Genomic DNA, 15,849 nt, shown 5'->3' with positions numbered 1-15,849 from the left:
GTCAGGCAGTCTCCATCAGTTCCCTCGCCTTGGCCCTTGCCTCGCTGTCGACGGCAAGCACGTCGGACAGGCAGGCAGGCGGCGCCGGCGCAAAGGCATTGAGCACATGTTCCACTTGTGCCGCAATCCGGGTGAACGAAATCTGACCGGCCAGAAAGGCCGCCACGGCGATCTCGTTCGCGGCATTGAGCACGGCGGGAATACCGCCCCCTTCCTGCGCGGCCGCGCGCGCCAGCCGCGTGGCGGGAAAGCGCTCCTCATCCGGCAGGCGAAAGGTCAGTTCACCGATCGCGGCAAGATCGAGCGGTTCGCACGGCGTGTCCATCCGTTCCGGCCAGGCCAGCGCGGAAGCAATCGGCACGCGCATGTCGGACGGACCGAGCTGCGCCAGCGTCGAGCCGTCGCGATATTCGACCATCGAATGAACGATCGACTGCGGGTGAACGATGATCCGCAACTTGTCGAGCCCGACCGGGAACAAGTGATGCGCCTCGATCAGTTCGAGGCCCTTGTTGAACATCGTGGCGGAATCGACGCTGATCTTCGCGCCCATGTCCCAGTTGGGATGCTTGATCGCCTGAGCCGGAGTGGCAACGCAGAGCTGTTCCCACGACCAGTCGCGGAACGGACCGCCACTGGCCGTCAGCGTGATCCAGCGCACATGCGCCGGGTCGTTGCCCTGAAGGCACTGGAAAATCGCATTGTGCTCGGAATCGACCGGCAGCAGCGTCGCGCCGTGGCGGGCAACGGCGGCCGTCATGACATCGCCGGCCGAGACCAGCGCTTCCTTGTTGGCCAGAGCGATGATTCCGCCCTGCTCGATCGCCGCCATGGTCGGGGCCAGTCCGGCGCAGCCGACGATAGCCGCCACCGTCACGTCGGCCCCGCGCGCAGCCGCTTCGATCAGCGCTTCGGGGCCGCCTGCGGCCTCGATACCGGTCCCTGCCAAGGCCTCGCGCAGTTCGGGAAGCCGCGCCTCGTCGGCGATGACAGCCACTTCGGCAGAGAATTCATGCGCGAGCCGCGCGAGATCCATGGCGTTGGAATGCGCGGTCAGCGCCACCACGCGCCAGCTCTCCGGCTGGCGGCGCACCAGATCGAGCGTCGAAGCGCCAACCGAGCCCGTGGCTCCCAGAACCGATAGCGTGCGCATAGCCGTCATCGTGGCTGGAACAACAGCATGAGCGCAAGCACGAAGAGCACGGCCAGCAATCCATCGACACGGTCGAAGAAGCCGCCGTGGCCGGGGATCAGATGGCCCGAATCCTTCACGCCTGCCCGGCGTTTCATCCAGCTTTCGAAGAAATCGCCGGCCTGCGCGCAGATGGCGAGGAGAATGCCGGTCAGCAGACAGGTCGCGAAGAGAGGAACGGCCCCCGCTTCCAGATACCAGCACGGCTGCATTCCGAAGCACGCGACCTTGTCGGCAGCGATGCCTGCAGGCGTGAGGGCAATCACACCCTCCTGCCAGAGCTTGGCAGCTCCGAACAAGGCGAGCGTGGCGCCGAGAATGCCGCCAAGCAGGCCCGACCAGGTCTTCGACGGGCTGATGGCCGGTGCGATCTTCGGGCCGCCCAATGTGCGCCCGGTGAAATAGGCGCCGACATCGACGGCAATGACACTCACCAGCACCGTCAGCAGCGGTGCCAGCGTGAACGCCGGGTTGCGCAGGAACAGCAGCATCGCCGCCCCCATGCCCACGTAGAGCATCCCGCCGAAGTTCCACAGCCCGCGTTCGGCCGGACTGGCCGTGCCGCTGCGCGCCAGACGGACCCATTCCCACAGCACGACCACCGCCACGGCACAGACGAACGCGATCCACACGGCCCCGCCCAGCCACAAGGCGCTAGCCGCCACGGCGACCATGACCACCGCCGAAACGGCGCGCGCGCCGAAATCGGATTTCTTGGCGCTCATGGCTCAGCGCCCGCCATAGCGCCGCTCGCGGGCAGCGAAAGTTTCCAGTGCATCCTTGAGATGATCTCCGGTAAAGTCCGGCCAGAGCACATCGGTAAACAGCATCTCGGCATAGGCGGCCTGCCAGAGCAGGAAGTTCGACAGCCGCACTTCGCCCGAAGTGCGGATCAGCAGATCGAGCGGCGGCAGATCCGCGGTATCCAGTTCGGCGGAAATGGTCTCGGGCGTGATCGGCCCCTTGGCCGCTGCCTTGGTGGCGGCGCGGGCGATCTCATCCTGCGAACCGTAGTTCAACGCCACGGCCAGCGTCGTGCCGCTATTGCCCGCCGTCCGCGCCATGGCCTTTTCAACCAGCTCGACAACATCGGGCTTGAAGGCCTTGTAATCACCGATGATTTTCAACCGGACGCCTGCTTCGGCAAACTCTTCGAGATCCGAGACGATGAAGCGCTTCATCAGGCTCATCAGGTCGGAGACTTCCTCTTCCGGCCGGCGCCAGTTCTCGGTCGAAAAGGCGTAAAGCGTCAGAGCTTCCAACCCCAGTTCGCGCGCACTGCGCACGACGCGCCGCACCGCTTCCACGCCGCGCTGATGGCCCAGCGCGCGCGGCAAGTGGCGTTTCTTGGCCCAACGGCCATTGCCATCCATGATGATCGCAACATGGCGCGCGCGCGCAGGCTCATCCTTGCCCATTACATTTCCCTCACTGCAAGGCTGTATATCAGCCTCACTTGTTGAGGATTTCCTTTTCCTTGTGCGCCAGCGCATCGTCGACGGCCTTGATCTGCTCGTCGGTCAGCTTCTGGACATCGCCCTCGGCGCGCTTGCGCTCGTCCTCGGAGATTTCCTTCTTGTTCTCGTCGGTCTTGAGCGCTTCCATGCCGTCGCGGCGCACGTTGCGAATCGCAACCTTGGCCTTCTCGGCATACTGGCCCGCGATCTTCACGAGGTCCTTGCGGCGCTCTTCGGTGAGATCCGGGATCGGCAGGCGCAGGGTGTTGCCGTCGTTGATCGGATTGAGGCCCAGCCCGGCCGAACGGATCGCCTTTTCGACGGGACCGATGTTCGACTTGTCCCACACCTGCACCGAGATCAGGCGCGGTTCGGGCACCGAAACCGTGGCGACCTGATTGAGCGGCATATGCGCACCGTAAACCTCGACCGTTACGGGATCGAGCAACTGGGTGCTGGCGCGCCCGGTACGCAGGCCGGCGAGATCGCCCTTGAGCGATTCCACCGCGCCCTTCATGCGGCGTTCGAGATCGGCCTTGTCATACTTGGCCATGATTCAGGCTCCTTGCTGGACAACCGTCTGCGTCCCCTCACCCACGAGCACTTTGGCAAGATTGCCCTTCTCGCGGATCGAGAACACGACGATCGGAATAGAGTTATCGCGGCACAGGGCCACGGCGGAGGCGTCCATCACCTTCAGATTGCCGGCGAGGACTGTGTCGTAATCGACGGATTCGTATCGCTTGGCGTCCGGATTGGTCTTCGGGTCGCTGTCATAGACCCCATCGACGCTGGTGCCCTTGAGCAGCGCGTCGCAGCGCATTTCCGCAGCCCGCAGCGCCGCGCCGGAATCGGTGGTGAAATAGGGGGCGCCCACGCCAGCGGCGAAGATCACCACCCGCCCCTTTTCGAGATGGCGCTCGGCGCGGCGGCGGATCACCGGCTCGCAGACCTGATCCATCTGCACCGCCGACTGCACGCGCGTTTCCACGCCCAGCTGCTCCAGCGCGTTCTGCATGGCCAGCGCATTCATGACCGTGGCCAGCATACCCATGTAGTCAGCCTGCGCCCGGTCCATGCCCTTGGCCGCACCCGCCATGCCGCGGAAGATATTGCCGCCGCCAATGACAAGACAGACTTCCAGCCCGGTCTCCTTGGCCGCCTTCACTTCCTTGGCCAGTTCCGCGACGAATTCCGGATCGATCCCGAACTGCTGGCTCCCCATAAGCACTTCGCCTGACAGTTTCAGCAGGACGCGTTTGTAGGGGGAGGATGACATGCCGCTCGGTTCTCCAGGGAATTGGTGGTGCGGCTTTAGGAGGAGCGGTGATGATTGCCAAGGGGTTGGGTGGGTATGCGCAGCGATGTCGTACACCTGCCATCGCCGTGCCGCCGAATGTTACGTGCTGTCGAATGTTAGTTGTTCATGGTCATTGAAGCTGAAACGACAACTTGGACCCTATCAAGCCGCGCGCCAGCCTTGTCAGCACGACTCACAACCATGGAAAAACGCGGCTCCTCGGCACTCGTATACGTCGTCGAAACCATGTCCTCACGATGGTAGGTATCGCCCTCTTTCCAATCACGCTTGAACTTTTCTGACACTAGCACCCGCTCAACGACTGGCTGAAGATCCAGAGAACCGCCACCCGTGATGTGGCAGATGGGCAATCGGTCTGACACGACAAGAACGTAACCTGCCGAAGGTAGGGAGTTTATCCGCCAATAGTGATTTCCCTTCCTCCAAGGCTCAGGGGGAAGAGTCACGGGATCGGTCTGCCCGACCTGACCCATCTTGTCTCCCAACCCCACCTTTTCCATGAAAGGCCCTGGACCGCTGCTCCAACTCGCAGGGTTCAGAACCCATTCCTGACACCCCACCAGTGCCCCTTGAAACCCCTCGACAAGATCAGTCGATGGCTCTCCTTTTGCCTGTGCCTGCATTGGAACTACAAGAGCAAGAAGAGCGCCCATGATACGCACTGGTGACTGCATAGGATCTCCGGTCAACCTCAGCTTACCAGCTTGCTAACCACTTAGTGATAATCAACCGTCTGCACGATCACAAGAAAACGGGCCGGGAAGCCATCGCTCCCCGGCCCGCCTTGTTCGTTCTCGAAGGAAGCCTGGCTGAAATCAGCCCGCCACCGCCGCGGCCACTTCGGCTGCGAAGTCGGAGACTTCCTTTTCGATGCCTTCGCCGAGCTGGAAGCGCACATAGTCCTTGAGGACGATCTTGGCGCCCGCTTCCTTGCCGGCCGCGTCGACGACCTGCTGGATCGGGGTCTTGTTGTCCATCACGAAGACCTGCGAGAGCAGCGCGTTTTCCTTGGCATACTTGGCGATCGCGCCATCGACCATCTTGGCCTGCACGGCTTCCGGCTTGCCCGATTCGGCAGCCTTTTCCTCGGCGATCTTGCGTTCGCGCGCGATCAGATCGGCGTCGAGATCCTCAGCGGTCAGCGCCAGCGGGAAAGCCGCGGCGATGTGCATCGCGATCTGCTTGCCCAGCGCTTCCAGAGCGTCAGCCGGGGCTTCCGATTCGAGCGCGACGAGCACGCCAATCTTGCCGAGGTTCGGGGCAGCGGCGTTGTGCATGTAGGGCACAACCACGCCGTTCGACACTTCGACGGTCTTCATGCGGCGAACCTGCTGGTTCTCACCGATGGTCGCGACGTTGTTGGTCAGCGCGTCGGCGACAGTGCCGCCGGTCGGGTAAGCCGCAGCCTTGAGCGCCTCGACATCGTCGCCAGCCACGTTCAGCGCGGCTTCGGTGGTGTTGCGCACGAAATCCTGGAACTGCTCGTTCTTGGCAACGAAGTCGGTTTCCGAGTTGACTTCGACAGCCACGCCCTTGGTGCCCGAGACGGCCACGCCGACGAGGCCTTCAGCGGCGGTGCGGCTGGACTTCTTGGCGGCAGCAGCCAGACCCTTGGCGCGCAGCGCGTCGACAGCGGCCTCAAGGTCGCCACCGGTCTCGTCCAGAGCCTTCTTGCAGTCCATCATGCCGGCGCCGGTGCGCTCGCGCAGGTTCTTCACGTCAGCGGCGGTGTAAGCCATCGCTCAAAATCCTCTTGTTTGGCAGGGCAGATGACTGCCCGAATGTGGATGCGCGCCAGGCCCATTGGACCCGGCGCGCGACAATTCCATGACGAAAAGTCGTCGCCGGGGCCGATCAGGCCTCGACAGCTTCCTCTGCGACCGGCTCGTCCATGGCGCCGATGTCGGCACCGCTGTCGATCACGGCTTCACGGCCACCCTTGGTCGCGGCCTGAGCGATCGCGTCGCAGTAGAGGCGCACGGCGCGGCTGGCGTCGTCGTTGCCCGGGATCGGGAACGCGATGCCGTCCGGCGAAACGTTGGAGTCGAGGATCGCCACGACCGGGATGCCGAGCACGTTGGCTTCCTTGATCGCCAGGTCTTCCTTGTTGGCGTCGATCACGAACATCACGTCCGGGATGCCGCCCATGTCACGGATACCGCCGAGCGAAAGCTCAAGCTTGTCACGTTCACGGGTGAGCTGAAGGATTTCCTTCTTGGTGAGGCCGTGGGTGTCGCCGGCGAGCTGCTCTTCCAGAGCCTTGAAGCGCTTGATCGACTGCGAGATCGTCTTCCAGTTGGTGAGCATACCGCCCAGCCAGCGGTGGTTGACGAAGTGCTGACCGCAAGCGCGCGCAGCCTGGGCGATCGGCTCCTGAGCCTGGCGCTTGGTGCCGACGAACAGCACCTTGCCGCCGGCCTGCACGGTGGCCGAAACGAACTCGAGAGCACGGGCCATCAGGGGCACGGTCTGCGACAGGTCAATGATGTGGATGCCGTTGCGGGCGCCGAAGATGTACGGCTTCATCCGCGGATTCCAGCGGTGGGTCTGGTGGCCGAAGTGAGCGCCGGCCTCGATGAGCTGCTGCATGGTGACGACAGGAGCCGCCATAGATAATTCCTTTCCGGTTCAACCTCTGGAAAGCTGGAACCGTGCGGATACCCCCGTGGGAGCCTGACCCGCTGCGGCACCGGTATGTGCGCTTTCCATGTGGATTTGCCAGGACCGGGACAGCCGCGAATTCGGCCGGACCTTTCCTGACGGCGCCGCCCTTAGACGCGTTTTTCCCGAAAATCCAGCCCCAATCGCCAGCCCCGATCAATCGGGCGCGCCATTTGCCGGAACCGCCCCTGCGCCTATGCTGACGCCATGAGCCGCAAAGCCGACCTTGCCGCCTTGCTCGAAGCCGATGCGCTCCGCATGGAAGCGATGACGGCCGTCCACGCCCTCGCCCTGCCCGATGGCTGGATCGGTGCCGGTTTCGTGCGCGATGCCGTGTGGGACCATATCCACGGCCGGGCACCTTCGCCCCTTTCCGGTGACATCGACGTGATCTGGTTCGATCCGGAGCGGATGGACAGCAGCTTCGACAGGACACTGGAAGCCCGGCTGCACGCGCAGATGCCCGCGCTGGACTGGTCGGTCAAAAATCAGGCCCGAATGCATCTGCGCAACGGCGACGCGCCCTATCGCGACTGCGCCGATGCCATGACCCACTGGCCCGAAACCGCAACGGCCATTGCCGCGCACCTGACTGCGGCCGGCCGGGTGGAAATCAACGCCCCGCTGGGGCTGGAAGACCTCTACCGCGGCCGCCTGCGCCCCACGCCGCATTTCGCCGGAACAAGACGCCCGATCTTTGAACAGAGGGTTTGCGCCAAGCGCTGGCGGGAACGCTATCCCGGTCTGGTGAGCGGCTAGCCAGCCCTGCCCCGTCCTTCCGGCCCGCACCGGACATGGCCCCCACAATTCGACCTTCATCCCATCGGGAACAAGCAGCCTGGCGAACGGATCTCAGCCTTCGTCCGTCCTGCAAGCAGCACCTCGCATAATCCTTTCGGAAAAATCGCTTGACAATGATGGAACAAAAAGAGAACAAGGGGCCAGTCGGAACATTGTTAGAACATTTTTGTGTTTTCCACAAGCTGTCCACCAGACTGGCAACAGGCCGTGGACCAGGGTTCGAAAGGAACGGTCATGACTGCATTTGCCGCGTGCCTCTTCGCCTTTGCCGCACTGACGTCGGTCTGGATCATGGCTGCCACATGGCGGCGCTATGGCTCAGGCGCGCTCGCACTGCGGGCGCAGCTTGCCGCTTGCCCGGAAAGCATCGTGATCTTCTGGAAATCCACGGAACACCGGCAACAGCCCGCGCTCGCGCCCCTCAGGAAGGGCCGAGCGGAGCGCCCTGCTCGTCGAAACCTTCAGGCGCCGGGGCTGGAGTGGCCGGGTGCGGCGCTTGCCGCCTGACTTTGGCATAAGCCGCAAGGCCCACAGGTATCAGCAAGAGATAGCCGATGGTGATCGCGGCAAGCGTGAACCAGGGTTCGGTCAGCAGAGCCGCGACGATAAGGCCGACAACAGCGATCATGCCGAGGCGCAAACTATTGGGCGGGCGCAACCGCGACCAGCCCAGCGTCGGCAGGCTGGAGATCATCAGGAAAGCGATCAGCGCCATCCATCCGCTCACCACAATCGGATTGGCGAATTCGGGACGGTCGCTGGCGATCCAGAGGTACATCGGCAGGAACGCCAGAGCCGCGCCCAGCGGCGCCGGAACCCCGGTCAGAAATCCCGCCTGCTTGTGCGGCTGTTCAAGCATGTCGAGCCGCGCATTGAAGCGCGCCAGCCGCAGCACGCAGCAGATCGCGAAAGCAAGCGCCGCGATCCAGCCTACGCTGGGCACCTGATGCAGCGTCCACAGATAGACGATCAGCGCCGGGCCGACGCCGAAGGAAATCGCATCGGCCAAGCTGTCGAGTTCCGCACCGAAACGCGTCTGCGCCCTGAGCAGCCGTGCCGCCCGCCCATCGATACCGTCGAGCAGGCCAGCCAGAATCACCGCCTGAACAGCACGATCGAAATCGCCGCCGATGGCGAAACGGATACCGGTGAGGCCCGAACAGAGCGCCGCGGCGGTAATCGCATTGGGTACGATCGCGCGCATCGAAAGGCCGCGTGCGAAGCGGCGGCGCGGGACCGGCTGCCCTTCGGTAAATCCGTCGGGTTCCCCCGCAGGATTTTCACGCGGGCCGTCGTTCATTGGGCAATGCCCTCGATCACCGGTGCCGAGCCCATTTCGGCCAACACGGTTTCGCCGGCCACAATGCGCTGGCCCATAAGCACGCGCGGCTCGGTGCCTGCCGGCAAATAGACGTCAACGCGGCTGCCGAATCGAATCAGGCCGATGCGCTGCCCGGCGGCAATGATGTCCCCCGGCTTGATGAACGGGACGATGCGCCGCGCGACCAGTCCGGCGATCTGCGTGAAACAGATTCGCGTGCCGTCGCCCCGCTCTATCAGAATGTGCTGACGCTCGTTCTCTTCGCTGGCCTTGTCGAGATCGGCATTCACGAACTTGCCGGGGATATAGATCACCCGCTGAACCGTGCCTCCGATCGGCGCGCGATTGATATGCACATCGAAGACCGACATGAAGATCGAAATCCGCGTCACCGGATCGACCGGCAGCGGCAACGCGCCGCTGCCGTCATCGATCGTCAGTTCGCGCGGCGGCGGGACCTTCTGGATCAGCGTGACCAGCCCGTCGGCCGGCGCCACGATGCAGCGGTCGTCCTGCGGCGTCACGCGCACCGGATCGCGGAAGAACGCAAGCACGCACAGAGTGAGCACGGCCAGCGGCCAGCCCACCCAGGGGCCTAGGATCAGCCAGCCAATCAGCGCAATACCACCGGCGATTGCGCCGAACTTGCGCCCTTCGGCGTGAACGGAGGGCCATTGCCACGATGCTTCGCCGCGGCCCTGATTATCGAGAATGTCTGAGGGCATCGCCTTCATCTAGTCCGTGAGCCCAGCGACCGCAATGCTGCCCTCTGGCGGGCGGCTCTGATCACCGGGGACTGCTGGGGAAGAGAGCTGGTGGTGGACAGGGCTGGATTCGAACCAACGTACGCTTGCGCGGGCAGATTTACAGTCTGCTGCCTTTAACCACTCGGCCACCTGTCCACACCAGTTGCTGGCTAGCCGGCCATCCCGAACGGGAGATACCGACGTTTTTTGGAGCTTCGAAAGAAGCCCCCGTTGCCGAGGAGCCGCGCCTTTGCCGAACCGAGCCTTGCCTGTCAATGGGGTCGCTGCCAAAGCGGGAACAGATTTTTCACGGAAAGGATAATTGATGAACAAGCGCGGCGAAGACCGGGAGGGTGGACGGGACAGCAAACGCCCGGGCCGGGCCCTGCGCGGCCGTGCGGGCCGGATGAAAAACGGCCGTGGCAGCGGCCGTGCCTCATCGGGCATGGTCCGGCTGTGGGGCCGTCACGCAGTGGAGGCTGCCCTCAAGAATCCGGACCGGCGCCACCGCAAGCTCTGGGCTACGCGCGAAGGCGTCGATTCGCTCGATGGCGAACTGCCCAGCGATTTTCCCGTCGAATGGGCCCAGCCTGCGGATCTCGCCCGCCTTGTCGCGCGTGATGCTCCGCATCAAGGGCTCGTCCTCGAATGCGAACCGCTGGATGACATGTTCCTCGCCGACGTGCTCGACGGCGACCCGGGCCGGCCGGTGGTCGTGCTCGACCAGGTCACCGACCCCCACAATGTCGGCGCGATCATGCGATCCGCCGCGGCCTTCGATGCCTGCGCCATCGTCACGCAGGATCGCCATGCGCCGCCCGAATCGGGAACGCTGGCCAAGTCCGCGTCAGGCGCGCTGGAGATCCTGCCCTGGGTGCGCGTGGTCAATCTGGCCCGCGCGCTGGAGGAGATTGCCGAGGCCGGATACTGGCGCATCGGACTGGACGGCGAAGCCCAGAGCACCCTGGGCGAGGCCCTGCCCGCCGGCCCGGTCGCCCTTGTCCTCGGCGCCGAAGGCGAAGGCATGCGCCACAACATCGTACAGCATTGCGATGCTATCGCCCGCCTGCCGATCAGCGCGGCGATGGAAAGCCTGAATGTCAGCAACGCCGCGGCGATCGCGCTTTATGCCGCGGCGACTCGCGAACCGGTGTAACAAGGCGCCGGGAGTTATTTTGAAGGAGGGGCATATGCAGGGGACATTCCATCAACCCGGAGCCCGGCGGCGTCTTGCTGCCGGGCTGGCCGCCGTCACGCTGTCGCTGCTGCTGGCGGCCTGCATCTTTGCGCCGGGCAAGTTCACGTCACAGCTCGACTTGCGCAAGGATCACAGCTTTGCGTTCCGCTACACCGGCGAGATCCTGATGGTGCCGATGATGAAGTCGGACAAGGAAGAGGCGTTCTCGCCCGAAGCCTGCCACGATGAGGAAACTTACGAGGACCGGGCCTGCACGAGCGAGGAAATTGCGAATCAGAAGGCCGAGTGGGAAAAGCAGCGCGAGGAAAAGAAGAAGAGCGATGCCCAGGCCGCCCAGATGTTCCTGGGCGGGATGGACCCCAGCAATCCCGAATCGGGCAAGGAACTCGCAGCGAAGCTGCACCGTCAGGCCGGCTGGAACAAAGTCGAATATATCGGCAACGGCAAATTCGACGTCGATTTCGCGCTTTCAGGCAAACTCGACCACGACTTCGTCTTCCCGACCATGGAAGGCTTCGCGATGAGCAATGCCTTCGTGCAGGTCTCGCTGCGGCAGGACGGCTCGGTGCGGGTCGATGCGCCCGGCTTCGGCCCGCCCAGCGGCGGCGCGGCCATGGCAGGCATGATGTCCGGCATGGCCAAGAGCGAGGGCGCTGATGAGAACGGCCCGACCGCGATGGCCGATGGCACCTTCACCATCACCACCGATGCGCAAATTCTGGCCAACAACACGGACGAAGGCCCCAAGCCGGGTCCCGGCGGACAAGCCCTGACCTGGCCGGTCAACCCGCGTACGAAAGCGGCGCCCACTGCGCTCCTGAAAATGGCCCCCTGAGGCCTGACGATCGCCACCATTCAGACGGAAACGAAAAACGCCGCGCCAACCCGAGTTGGCGCGGCGTAATTCTTTCAGCCTGTGAGGCGTTACAGGCTGCCGGCCGTCTTAGTTGACGGCGTCCTTCAGGCCCTTGCCGGCCTTGAACTTCGGCTGAGCCGAAGCCTTGATTTCCATCGGCTCGCCCGTGCGCGGGTTGCGGCCGGTCGAAGCCTTGCGCTTGGCAACCGAGAAAGTGCCAAAACCGACGAGGCGCACTTCGTCGCCCTTCTTCAGCGCACCGGTGATGGCGTCAAACACGCTTTCGACTGCCTTGGTCGCGTCGCTGCGGGTCAGGCCGCTCGAATCGGCAACAGCGCTGATGAGATCGTTCTTGTTCATTATGGGAACCCCCTACCTTTCAGTGGAACCGGTTATGATGGGATATTGAGTCGCCTCGAGATGACGACGGAATTGAGCGGGTTTTGATGGCCGTGGCAAGGCCTAAACCACCGTGAAACCCGCAGTTTATCGTGTTTTTCCGCCATTCGCGTACCATTTTTCCCTTGTGCAGCGCAGCATGTTGCACAGCGCGCAACATGCACTCACACGGCCGCCGGAGACACTGCAGCGCAGCATTGAAGAACGCGGTCTTCAGCGCTGTCTGGCTATCCAACGATTCGGTGAAAAAAGATTAATCGAAGAGCGGACCGGCCTCCGAAAAAGAGCCCGGCATAAAAAAGGCGGCTCGAAACCGAACCGCCTCTTTCCATCCGGCTGCATAGAGCCGGTCGAGCCAGACTTACGCCTTGGCTTCGTTGACCTCGCGGCGCTCGGCAATACGGGCGCGCTTACCGGTACGGCCACGCAGGTAGTACAGCTTGGCGCGGCGCACGACACCGCGGCGAACAACGGCGATCGAATCGATGTTCGGCGAGTACAGCGGGAACACGCGTTCCACGCCTTCACCGAAGCTGATCTTACGAACGGTGAAGTTCGAGTTGAAGCCACGGTTCGAACGCGCGATGCACACGCCTTCGAAGTTCTGCACGCGGGTGCGGGTGCCTTCAATGACCTTCACGCCGACGCGAACGGTGTCGCCCGGACGGAACGTCGGAATGTCCTTGGCGGCCTTGGCGATTTCCTCGGCCTCGATCTGCTGAATCAGGTTCATGAACCCAAGTCCTTCGTTTCCTGCCGCGCGCCAGAGGCAGACTGGTCCCGAGCGCCGGTATGACGCTCCCAAAGGTCCGGTCTGCGTAACCGTGTATCGTTCTCCGCCCTTTGTTTCCGCCAGGCGGCGATTTTCGCGTGATCCCCCGATCGCAGCACTTCAGGGATCGTGCGCCCTTCCCACTCGGTGGGCCGGGTATAGTGCGGATACTCAAGAAGACCGTCCTCGAACGATTCCTCGGTCCCGCTGGAAGGCGCGCCCATTACGCCGGGAAGCAGGCGAATGCAAGCGTCTAACAGCATCAAAGCCGCCGGTTCTCCGCCAGAAAGCACGATGTCGCCGACCGAAACCTCTTCCACATCCCTGCCCTCGAAGATCCGCTCGTCGAAACCTTCGAAACGGCCGCACAGGACAATGACGCCCGGCCCCGCCGCCAGCTCGCGCACGCGGGCCTGGGTGATGGGCTTCCCGCGCGGCGTCATGGCAATGACCGGCGCATCGGGATTGAGGCTTCGCGCGTGATCGATGGCGCTGGCGAGAATGTCCACCTTGAGCACCATGCCCGCGCCGCCCCCGGCGGGCGTATCGTCCACAGTGCGATGCTTGTCTGTCGCGAAATCGCGGATCTGGACCGGCGTGATCGACCACTTGCCCTCAGCCAGCGCCCGGCCCGCCAGAGACACGCCGAGCGGACCGGGAAACATGTCCGGATAGAGAGTAAGAACAGTGGCCGCGAAAGTCATGCGCGCCGCAAAGCGGAAATCGCCCGCTCCGGCAAGAGGGCATGGACAAGAAAGCCCATCAGAAAGGCTCCCATACCTCAGCCGGAAGGAAATTACGGTCTGCGGCGAGTTCTTCGCGCAGCCATTCGCGCAGGCGCTCGATCTTGCGCACACCGGCACGCGATTCGGAGTGAACCAGCCACTGCGCACCGCCCGGATAGTAAAGCGTCTCGAACGGCTGCACGAGACGGCCGTTCTCCAGATCCGCGCGCCAGAACAAGGGGGACAGGAGGGCCACACCATAACCGCTCAGGGCTGCGTTGGCCTCCTGCAACTGGTTGTCCATCACCACCCCGCGGCGCGGCGGCGGGGGCGTGCCAAGCCGGACCCCGACTGCCGCGAACCACCCCCACCACACATTATTGGGCGCGAAGCGCTCTACCGTCAGCAGATCTGCCGGACAGGTGATACGGTTCTTTTCCAGAAACGAAGGGGAACAGACCGGCGTGTAGTGCTGGCGGAACAGAAACTCGCTGCGCAGCCCCTCCCACACGCCCATGCCAACCCGAATGGCCGCGTCATAACGGGATGCGGCCAGATCGATCAATTCGTTCGCCAGCGAGATCCGAACCGCAATATCCGGATGACGCAGCTGGAACCGGCCGATTTTCCCACTGAGCCAGGTCGCCCCGAACGAGATCAATGTATTGATGGCGAGAACGTCTTCGTCCTCGCTGCGAATGGCGGAAAAAGCATCTGTAAGCGTGCCGAAGGCAGAGCTCACCGCAGGCAGCAACTGGCGGCCGCTTTCCGACAAGTGCACCCGCCCTTTCTCCCGGACGAACAGCGGCCGGCCGACGCGGTCTTCCAACTGACGGATCTGATAGCTGATCGCCGCCTGAGTCATGCCCAGTTCCTCGGCCGCGCGGGAGAAGTTCTCATGCCGCCCTGCGGCTTCGAAGGCCCGAATGGCACTGAGCGGAGGAAGGCGATCCATCCGAACTTGATAAGCTCACCTTATATATGTGGCCAGAGCTTTTGTTGGCCGATCCCTGCCGAAAGGCGCATTTCCTCGGCACCCCATCAAAGGAACCGGAAACATGCAGGATGAACACTTCATGAGGCAGTGGAGCGCCGGTCACAGCCAGTTTTCGGCAGGCATCGCCATGGTTTTCGCAAGGATCGCGCGAGGCCTGCGATCGCGGATGCGCGGCCAGTCACCGATAGAGAATACTTATGAAGAGCCCCACGAAACCCCGCTTGCTCGCAAGGCGCGGCTTGTCATGATCGCTGTGATAGGTGGCGTCACGGCCGGCTCCGGCATTGCCGCCGTGCTGTTGGCCCTGGCCGCCATGGCGCCCCCGGCGCACGGTCAACCGGTTACGGCGATCCGCACGACAGTGCTGCCGCTTGCCTGAGCCGGAAACAGCAAGAGGCCGCGCCGTCAGACGCAGCCTCTTGCCCGTCATTCCTCGACGAATGCGGCGTTCACGACCAGCTTTTCGTGGTCCCACTCGGGCACGGCCGCCTGCGTCATCGGCACCATGAAGCGGCGGCGCTTGCCGTCTTCGCCGGGCAGACGCTCGATCTCGATCACATCGCCCGCACCGAAATTCTCGACCGCGACGCATGTGCCGAGCGCCTCGCCTTCGTTCGAGACGGCAGGCAGTCCGATCAGATCGGCGTGATAATACTCGCCGTCGCCCAGATCGGGCATTGCCGAGCGTGGCACCGTCAGCGCGGTGCCGCGCAGCTTTTCGGCGGCATTGCGATCGGCCACTTCCTCGAAGCGGGCAATGGCGCCGCCCTTGCCATCATCGCGCAGCTTTTTCAGCGTGAGCGCGGAATCGTTGAAGGCGCGGTAGCGCTTGAGCGCAGCCACGCCTTCTCCGAACAGCTTGAGGCGCACTTCGCCCGTCACGCCGTGGGCGCCAGTGATGGCAGCCAGCGTGACGGGGCGATCGTTACCAGCCAAGACTTACGCCTCGGTCGAATCCTCAGTGGCTGCTTTGGGGGCAGCTTCCTCAGCAGCCGGAGCTTCCTCGGCCGGAGCGGCGGCAGCAGCAGCGGCGGCCTCTTCGGCCTCACGCAGCTTCTCGGCCTTTTCCTCGGCGCGGTCCTTGGCCTTCTCGCCCGGCTCACCCTTCTTCGGGTTGTTGGTCGCGGCGCGCTCCTTGATGCCGGCCTTGTCGAGCATACGGGCAACGCGGTCGGTCGGCTGGGCGCCAACGCCGAGCCAGTAGTTCACGCGGTCCTCGTTCAGCTTGACGCGGTTCTCGTCGTCCTTGGCGAGCAGCGGGTTGTAGGTGCCAACCTGCTCCAGGTACTTGCCGTCACGCGGCGCGCGCGAGTTGGCAACGACGATCTTGTAGTAGGGGCGCTTCTTCGCACCACCGCGCGACAGACGGATCGAAACGGACATTGTTCTACCTTTCCTTCAAA

General features: G+C 63.6%; 20 protein-coding genes and 1 tRNA gene. 4 read left to right on the top strand and 17 right to left on the bottom strand.

The window, feature by feature from the left end:
• Position 1: 1 nt before the first annotated feature.
• From NN5_RS04455 to rpsB, 8 genes are all read right to left on the bottom strand, one after another.
• On the bottom strand, positions 2-1,153 hold the full coding sequence (locus NN5_RS04455; RefSeq protein WP_067732814.1) for a 1-deoxy-D-xylulose-5-phosphate reductoisomerase: 1,152 nt from the start codon (positions 1,151-1,153) through the stop codon (positions 2-4).
• Positions 1,154-1,158: 5 nt separating this feature from the next.
• Entirely contained in the window at positions 1,159-1,917 is a 759-nt protein-coding gene (locus NN5_RS04450; protein ID WP_067732813.1) for a phosphatidate cytidylyltransferase, read from the bottom strand.
• A 3-nt stretch (positions 1,918-1,920) separates the two neighbouring features.
• Positions 1,921-2,610 carry a polyprenyl diphosphate synthase gene (uppS, locus tag NN5_RS04445; protein ID WP_067732812.1) on the bottom strand — a complete coding sequence of 230 codons (690 nt, stop codon included), beginning with the start codon at positions 2,608-2,610 and terminating at the stop codon, positions 1,921-1,923.
• Between the two features lie 34 nt (positions 2,611-2,644).
• Positions 2,645-3,202: a ribosome recycling factor gene (gene frr, locus NN5_RS04440; RefSeq protein ID WP_067732811.1), complete on the bottom strand. Its 558-nt coding sequence runs from the start codon at positions 3,200-3,202 to the stop codon at positions 2,645-2,647.
• Positions 3,203-3,205: 3 nt separating this feature from the next.
• The gene (pyrH, locus tag NN5_RS04435) at positions 3,206-3,928 is read right to left on the bottom strand and encodes a UMP kinase (RefSeq protein WP_067732810.1); all 723 of its coding nucleotides are present in this window, start codon (positions 3,926-3,928) and stop codon (positions 3,206-3,208) included.
• A gap of 137 nt (positions 3,929-4,065) precedes the next feature.
• A complete protein-coding gene (locus tag NN5_RS04430) occupies positions 4,066-4,623 on the bottom strand; it encodes a hypothetical protein (protein WP_157081004.1) in 558 nt (185 codons plus the stop codon).
• A 162-nt stretch (positions 4,624-4,785) separates the two neighbouring features.
• A complete protein-coding gene (gene tsf / locus NN5_RS04425; RefSeq protein ID WP_067732808.1) occupies positions 4,786-5,709 on the bottom strand; it encodes a translation elongation factor Ts in 924 nt (307 codons plus the stop codon).
• 115 nt (positions 5,710-5,824) lie between these two features.
• A complete protein-coding gene (rpsB, locus tag NN5_RS04420) occupies positions 5,825-6,580 on the bottom strand; it encodes a 30S ribosomal protein S2 (RefSeq protein WP_067732807.1) in 756 nt (251 codons plus the stop codon).
• Between the two features lie 258 nt (positions 6,581-6,838).
• Here rpsB and NN5_RS04415 point away from each other — a divergent pair, with 258 nt between their 5' ends.
• The gene (locus tag NN5_RS04415; protein ID WP_067732806.1) at positions 6,839-7,390 is read left to right on the top strand and encodes a nucleotidyltransferase family protein; all 552 of its coding nucleotides are present in this window, start codon (positions 6,839-6,841) and stop codon (positions 7,388-7,390) included.
• A gap of 463 nt (positions 7,391-7,853) precedes the next feature.
• Here NN5_RS04415 and NN5_RS04410 read toward each other — a convergent pair whose 3' ends face one another.
• The 3 genes from NN5_RS04410 to NN5_RS04400 all read right to left on the bottom strand — a co-directional run bounded on the left by NN5_RS04410 (position 7,854) and on the right by NN5_RS04400 (position 9,655).
• On the bottom strand, positions 7,854-8,732 hold the full coding sequence (locus NN5_RS04410) for a CDP-alcohol phosphatidyltransferase family protein (protein WP_067732805.1): 879 nt from the start codon (positions 8,730-8,732) through the stop codon (positions 7,854-7,856).
• Positions 8,729-9,478: a phosphatidylserine decarboxylase gene (locus NN5_RS04405; RefSeq protein ID WP_067732858.1), complete on the bottom strand. Its 750-nt coding sequence runs from the start codon at positions 9,476-9,478 to the stop codon at positions 8,729-8,731. The genes NN5_RS04410 and NN5_RS04405 overlap by 4 nt, the downstream gene beginning before the upstream one ends.
• 91 nt (positions 9,479-9,569) lie before the next feature.
• Positions 9,570-9,655: transfer RNA gene (locus tag NN5_RS04400), tRNA-Tyr, on the bottom strand.
• A gap of 169 nt (positions 9,656-9,824) precedes the next feature.
• Here NN5_RS04400 and NN5_RS04395 point away from each other — a divergent pair.
• Together NN5_RS04395 and NN5_RS04390 are read left to right on the top strand one after the other, a co-directional pair.
• On the top strand, positions 9,825-10,655 hold the full coding sequence (locus NN5_RS04395; protein WP_067732804.1) for a TrmH family RNA methyltransferase: 831 nt from the start codon (positions 9,825-9,827) through the stop codon (positions 10,653-10,655).
• Positions 10,656-10,689: 34 nt separating this feature from the next.
• On the top strand, positions 10,690-11,532 hold the full coding sequence (locus NN5_RS04390) for a hypothetical protein (RefSeq protein WP_067732803.1): 843 nt from the start codon (positions 10,690-10,692) through the stop codon (positions 11,530-11,532).
• A 108-nt stretch (positions 11,533-11,640) separates the two neighbouring features.
• Here the strand turns inward: NN5_RS04390 and NN5_RS04385 are convergent, their stop codons facing one another.
• The 4 genes from NN5_RS04385 to NN5_RS04370 all read right to left on the bottom strand — a co-directional run bounded on the left by NN5_RS04385 (position 11,641) and on the right by NN5_RS04370 (position 14,404).
• Positions 11,641-11,913, bottom strand: a complete 273-nt coding sequence (locus NN5_RS04385) for an HU family DNA-binding protein (RefSeq protein WP_067732802.1) — start codon at positions 11,911-11,913, stop codon at positions 11,641-11,643.
• A 400-nt stretch (positions 11,914-12,313) separates the two neighbouring features.
• Positions 12,314-12,685, bottom strand: coding sequence for a 50S ribosomal protein L19 (rplS, locus tag NN5_RS04380; RefSeq protein ID WP_067732801.1), 372 nt, complete (start codon positions 12,683-12,685; stop codon positions 12,314-12,316).
• Positions 12,682-13,428, bottom strand: a complete 747-nt coding sequence (gene trmD, locus NN5_RS04375) for a tRNA (guanosine(37)-N1)-methyltransferase TrmD (protein WP_067732800.1) — start codon at positions 13,426-13,428, stop codon at positions 12,682-12,684. The genes rplS and trmD overlap by 4 nt, the downstream gene beginning before the upstream one ends.
• Positions 13,429-13,486: 58 nt before the next feature.
• The gene (locus tag NN5_RS04370; RefSeq protein ID WP_067732799.1) at positions 13,487-14,404 is read right to left on the bottom strand and encodes a LysR substrate-binding domain-containing protein; all 918 of its coding nucleotides are present in this window, start codon (positions 14,402-14,404) and stop codon (positions 13,487-13,489) included.
• Between the two features lie 103 nt (positions 14,405-14,507).
• On the opposite strand from NN5_RS04370, the gene NN5_RS04365 reads away from it, so the two are divergent.
• On the top strand, positions 14,508-14,825 hold the full coding sequence (locus NN5_RS04365; RefSeq protein ID WP_067732798.1) for a hypothetical protein: 318 nt from the start codon (positions 14,508-14,510) through the stop codon (positions 14,823-14,825).
• 47 nt (positions 14,826-14,872) lie between these two features.
• On the opposite strand, the gene rimM is transcribed toward NN5_RS04365, so the two are convergent.
• Both rimM and rpsP read right to left on the bottom strand, forming a co-directional pair.
• The gene (gene rimM, locus NN5_RS04360; protein WP_067732797.1) at positions 14,873-15,382 is read right to left on the bottom strand and encodes a ribosome maturation factor RimM; all 510 of its coding nucleotides are present in this window, start codon (positions 15,380-15,382) and stop codon (positions 14,873-14,875) included.
• A gap of 3 nt (positions 15,383-15,385) precedes the next feature.
• Positions 15,386-15,829, bottom strand: coding sequence for a 30S ribosomal protein S16 (gene rpsP, locus NN5_RS04355; RefSeq protein ID WP_067732796.1), 444 nt, complete (start codon positions 15,827-15,829; stop codon positions 15,386-15,388).
• Positions 15,830-15,849 lie beyond the last annotated feature (20 nt).

It is taken from the genome of Novosphingobium naphthalenivorans NBRC 102051 (assembly GCF_001590985.1).
GTDB classification, from domain to species: Bacteria; Pseudomonadota; Alphaproteobacteria; order Sphingomonadales; family Sphingomonadaceae; genus Novosphingobium; species Novosphingobium naphthalenivorans.
This window is presented reverse-complemented; position numbering and strand designations above follow the sequence as displayed.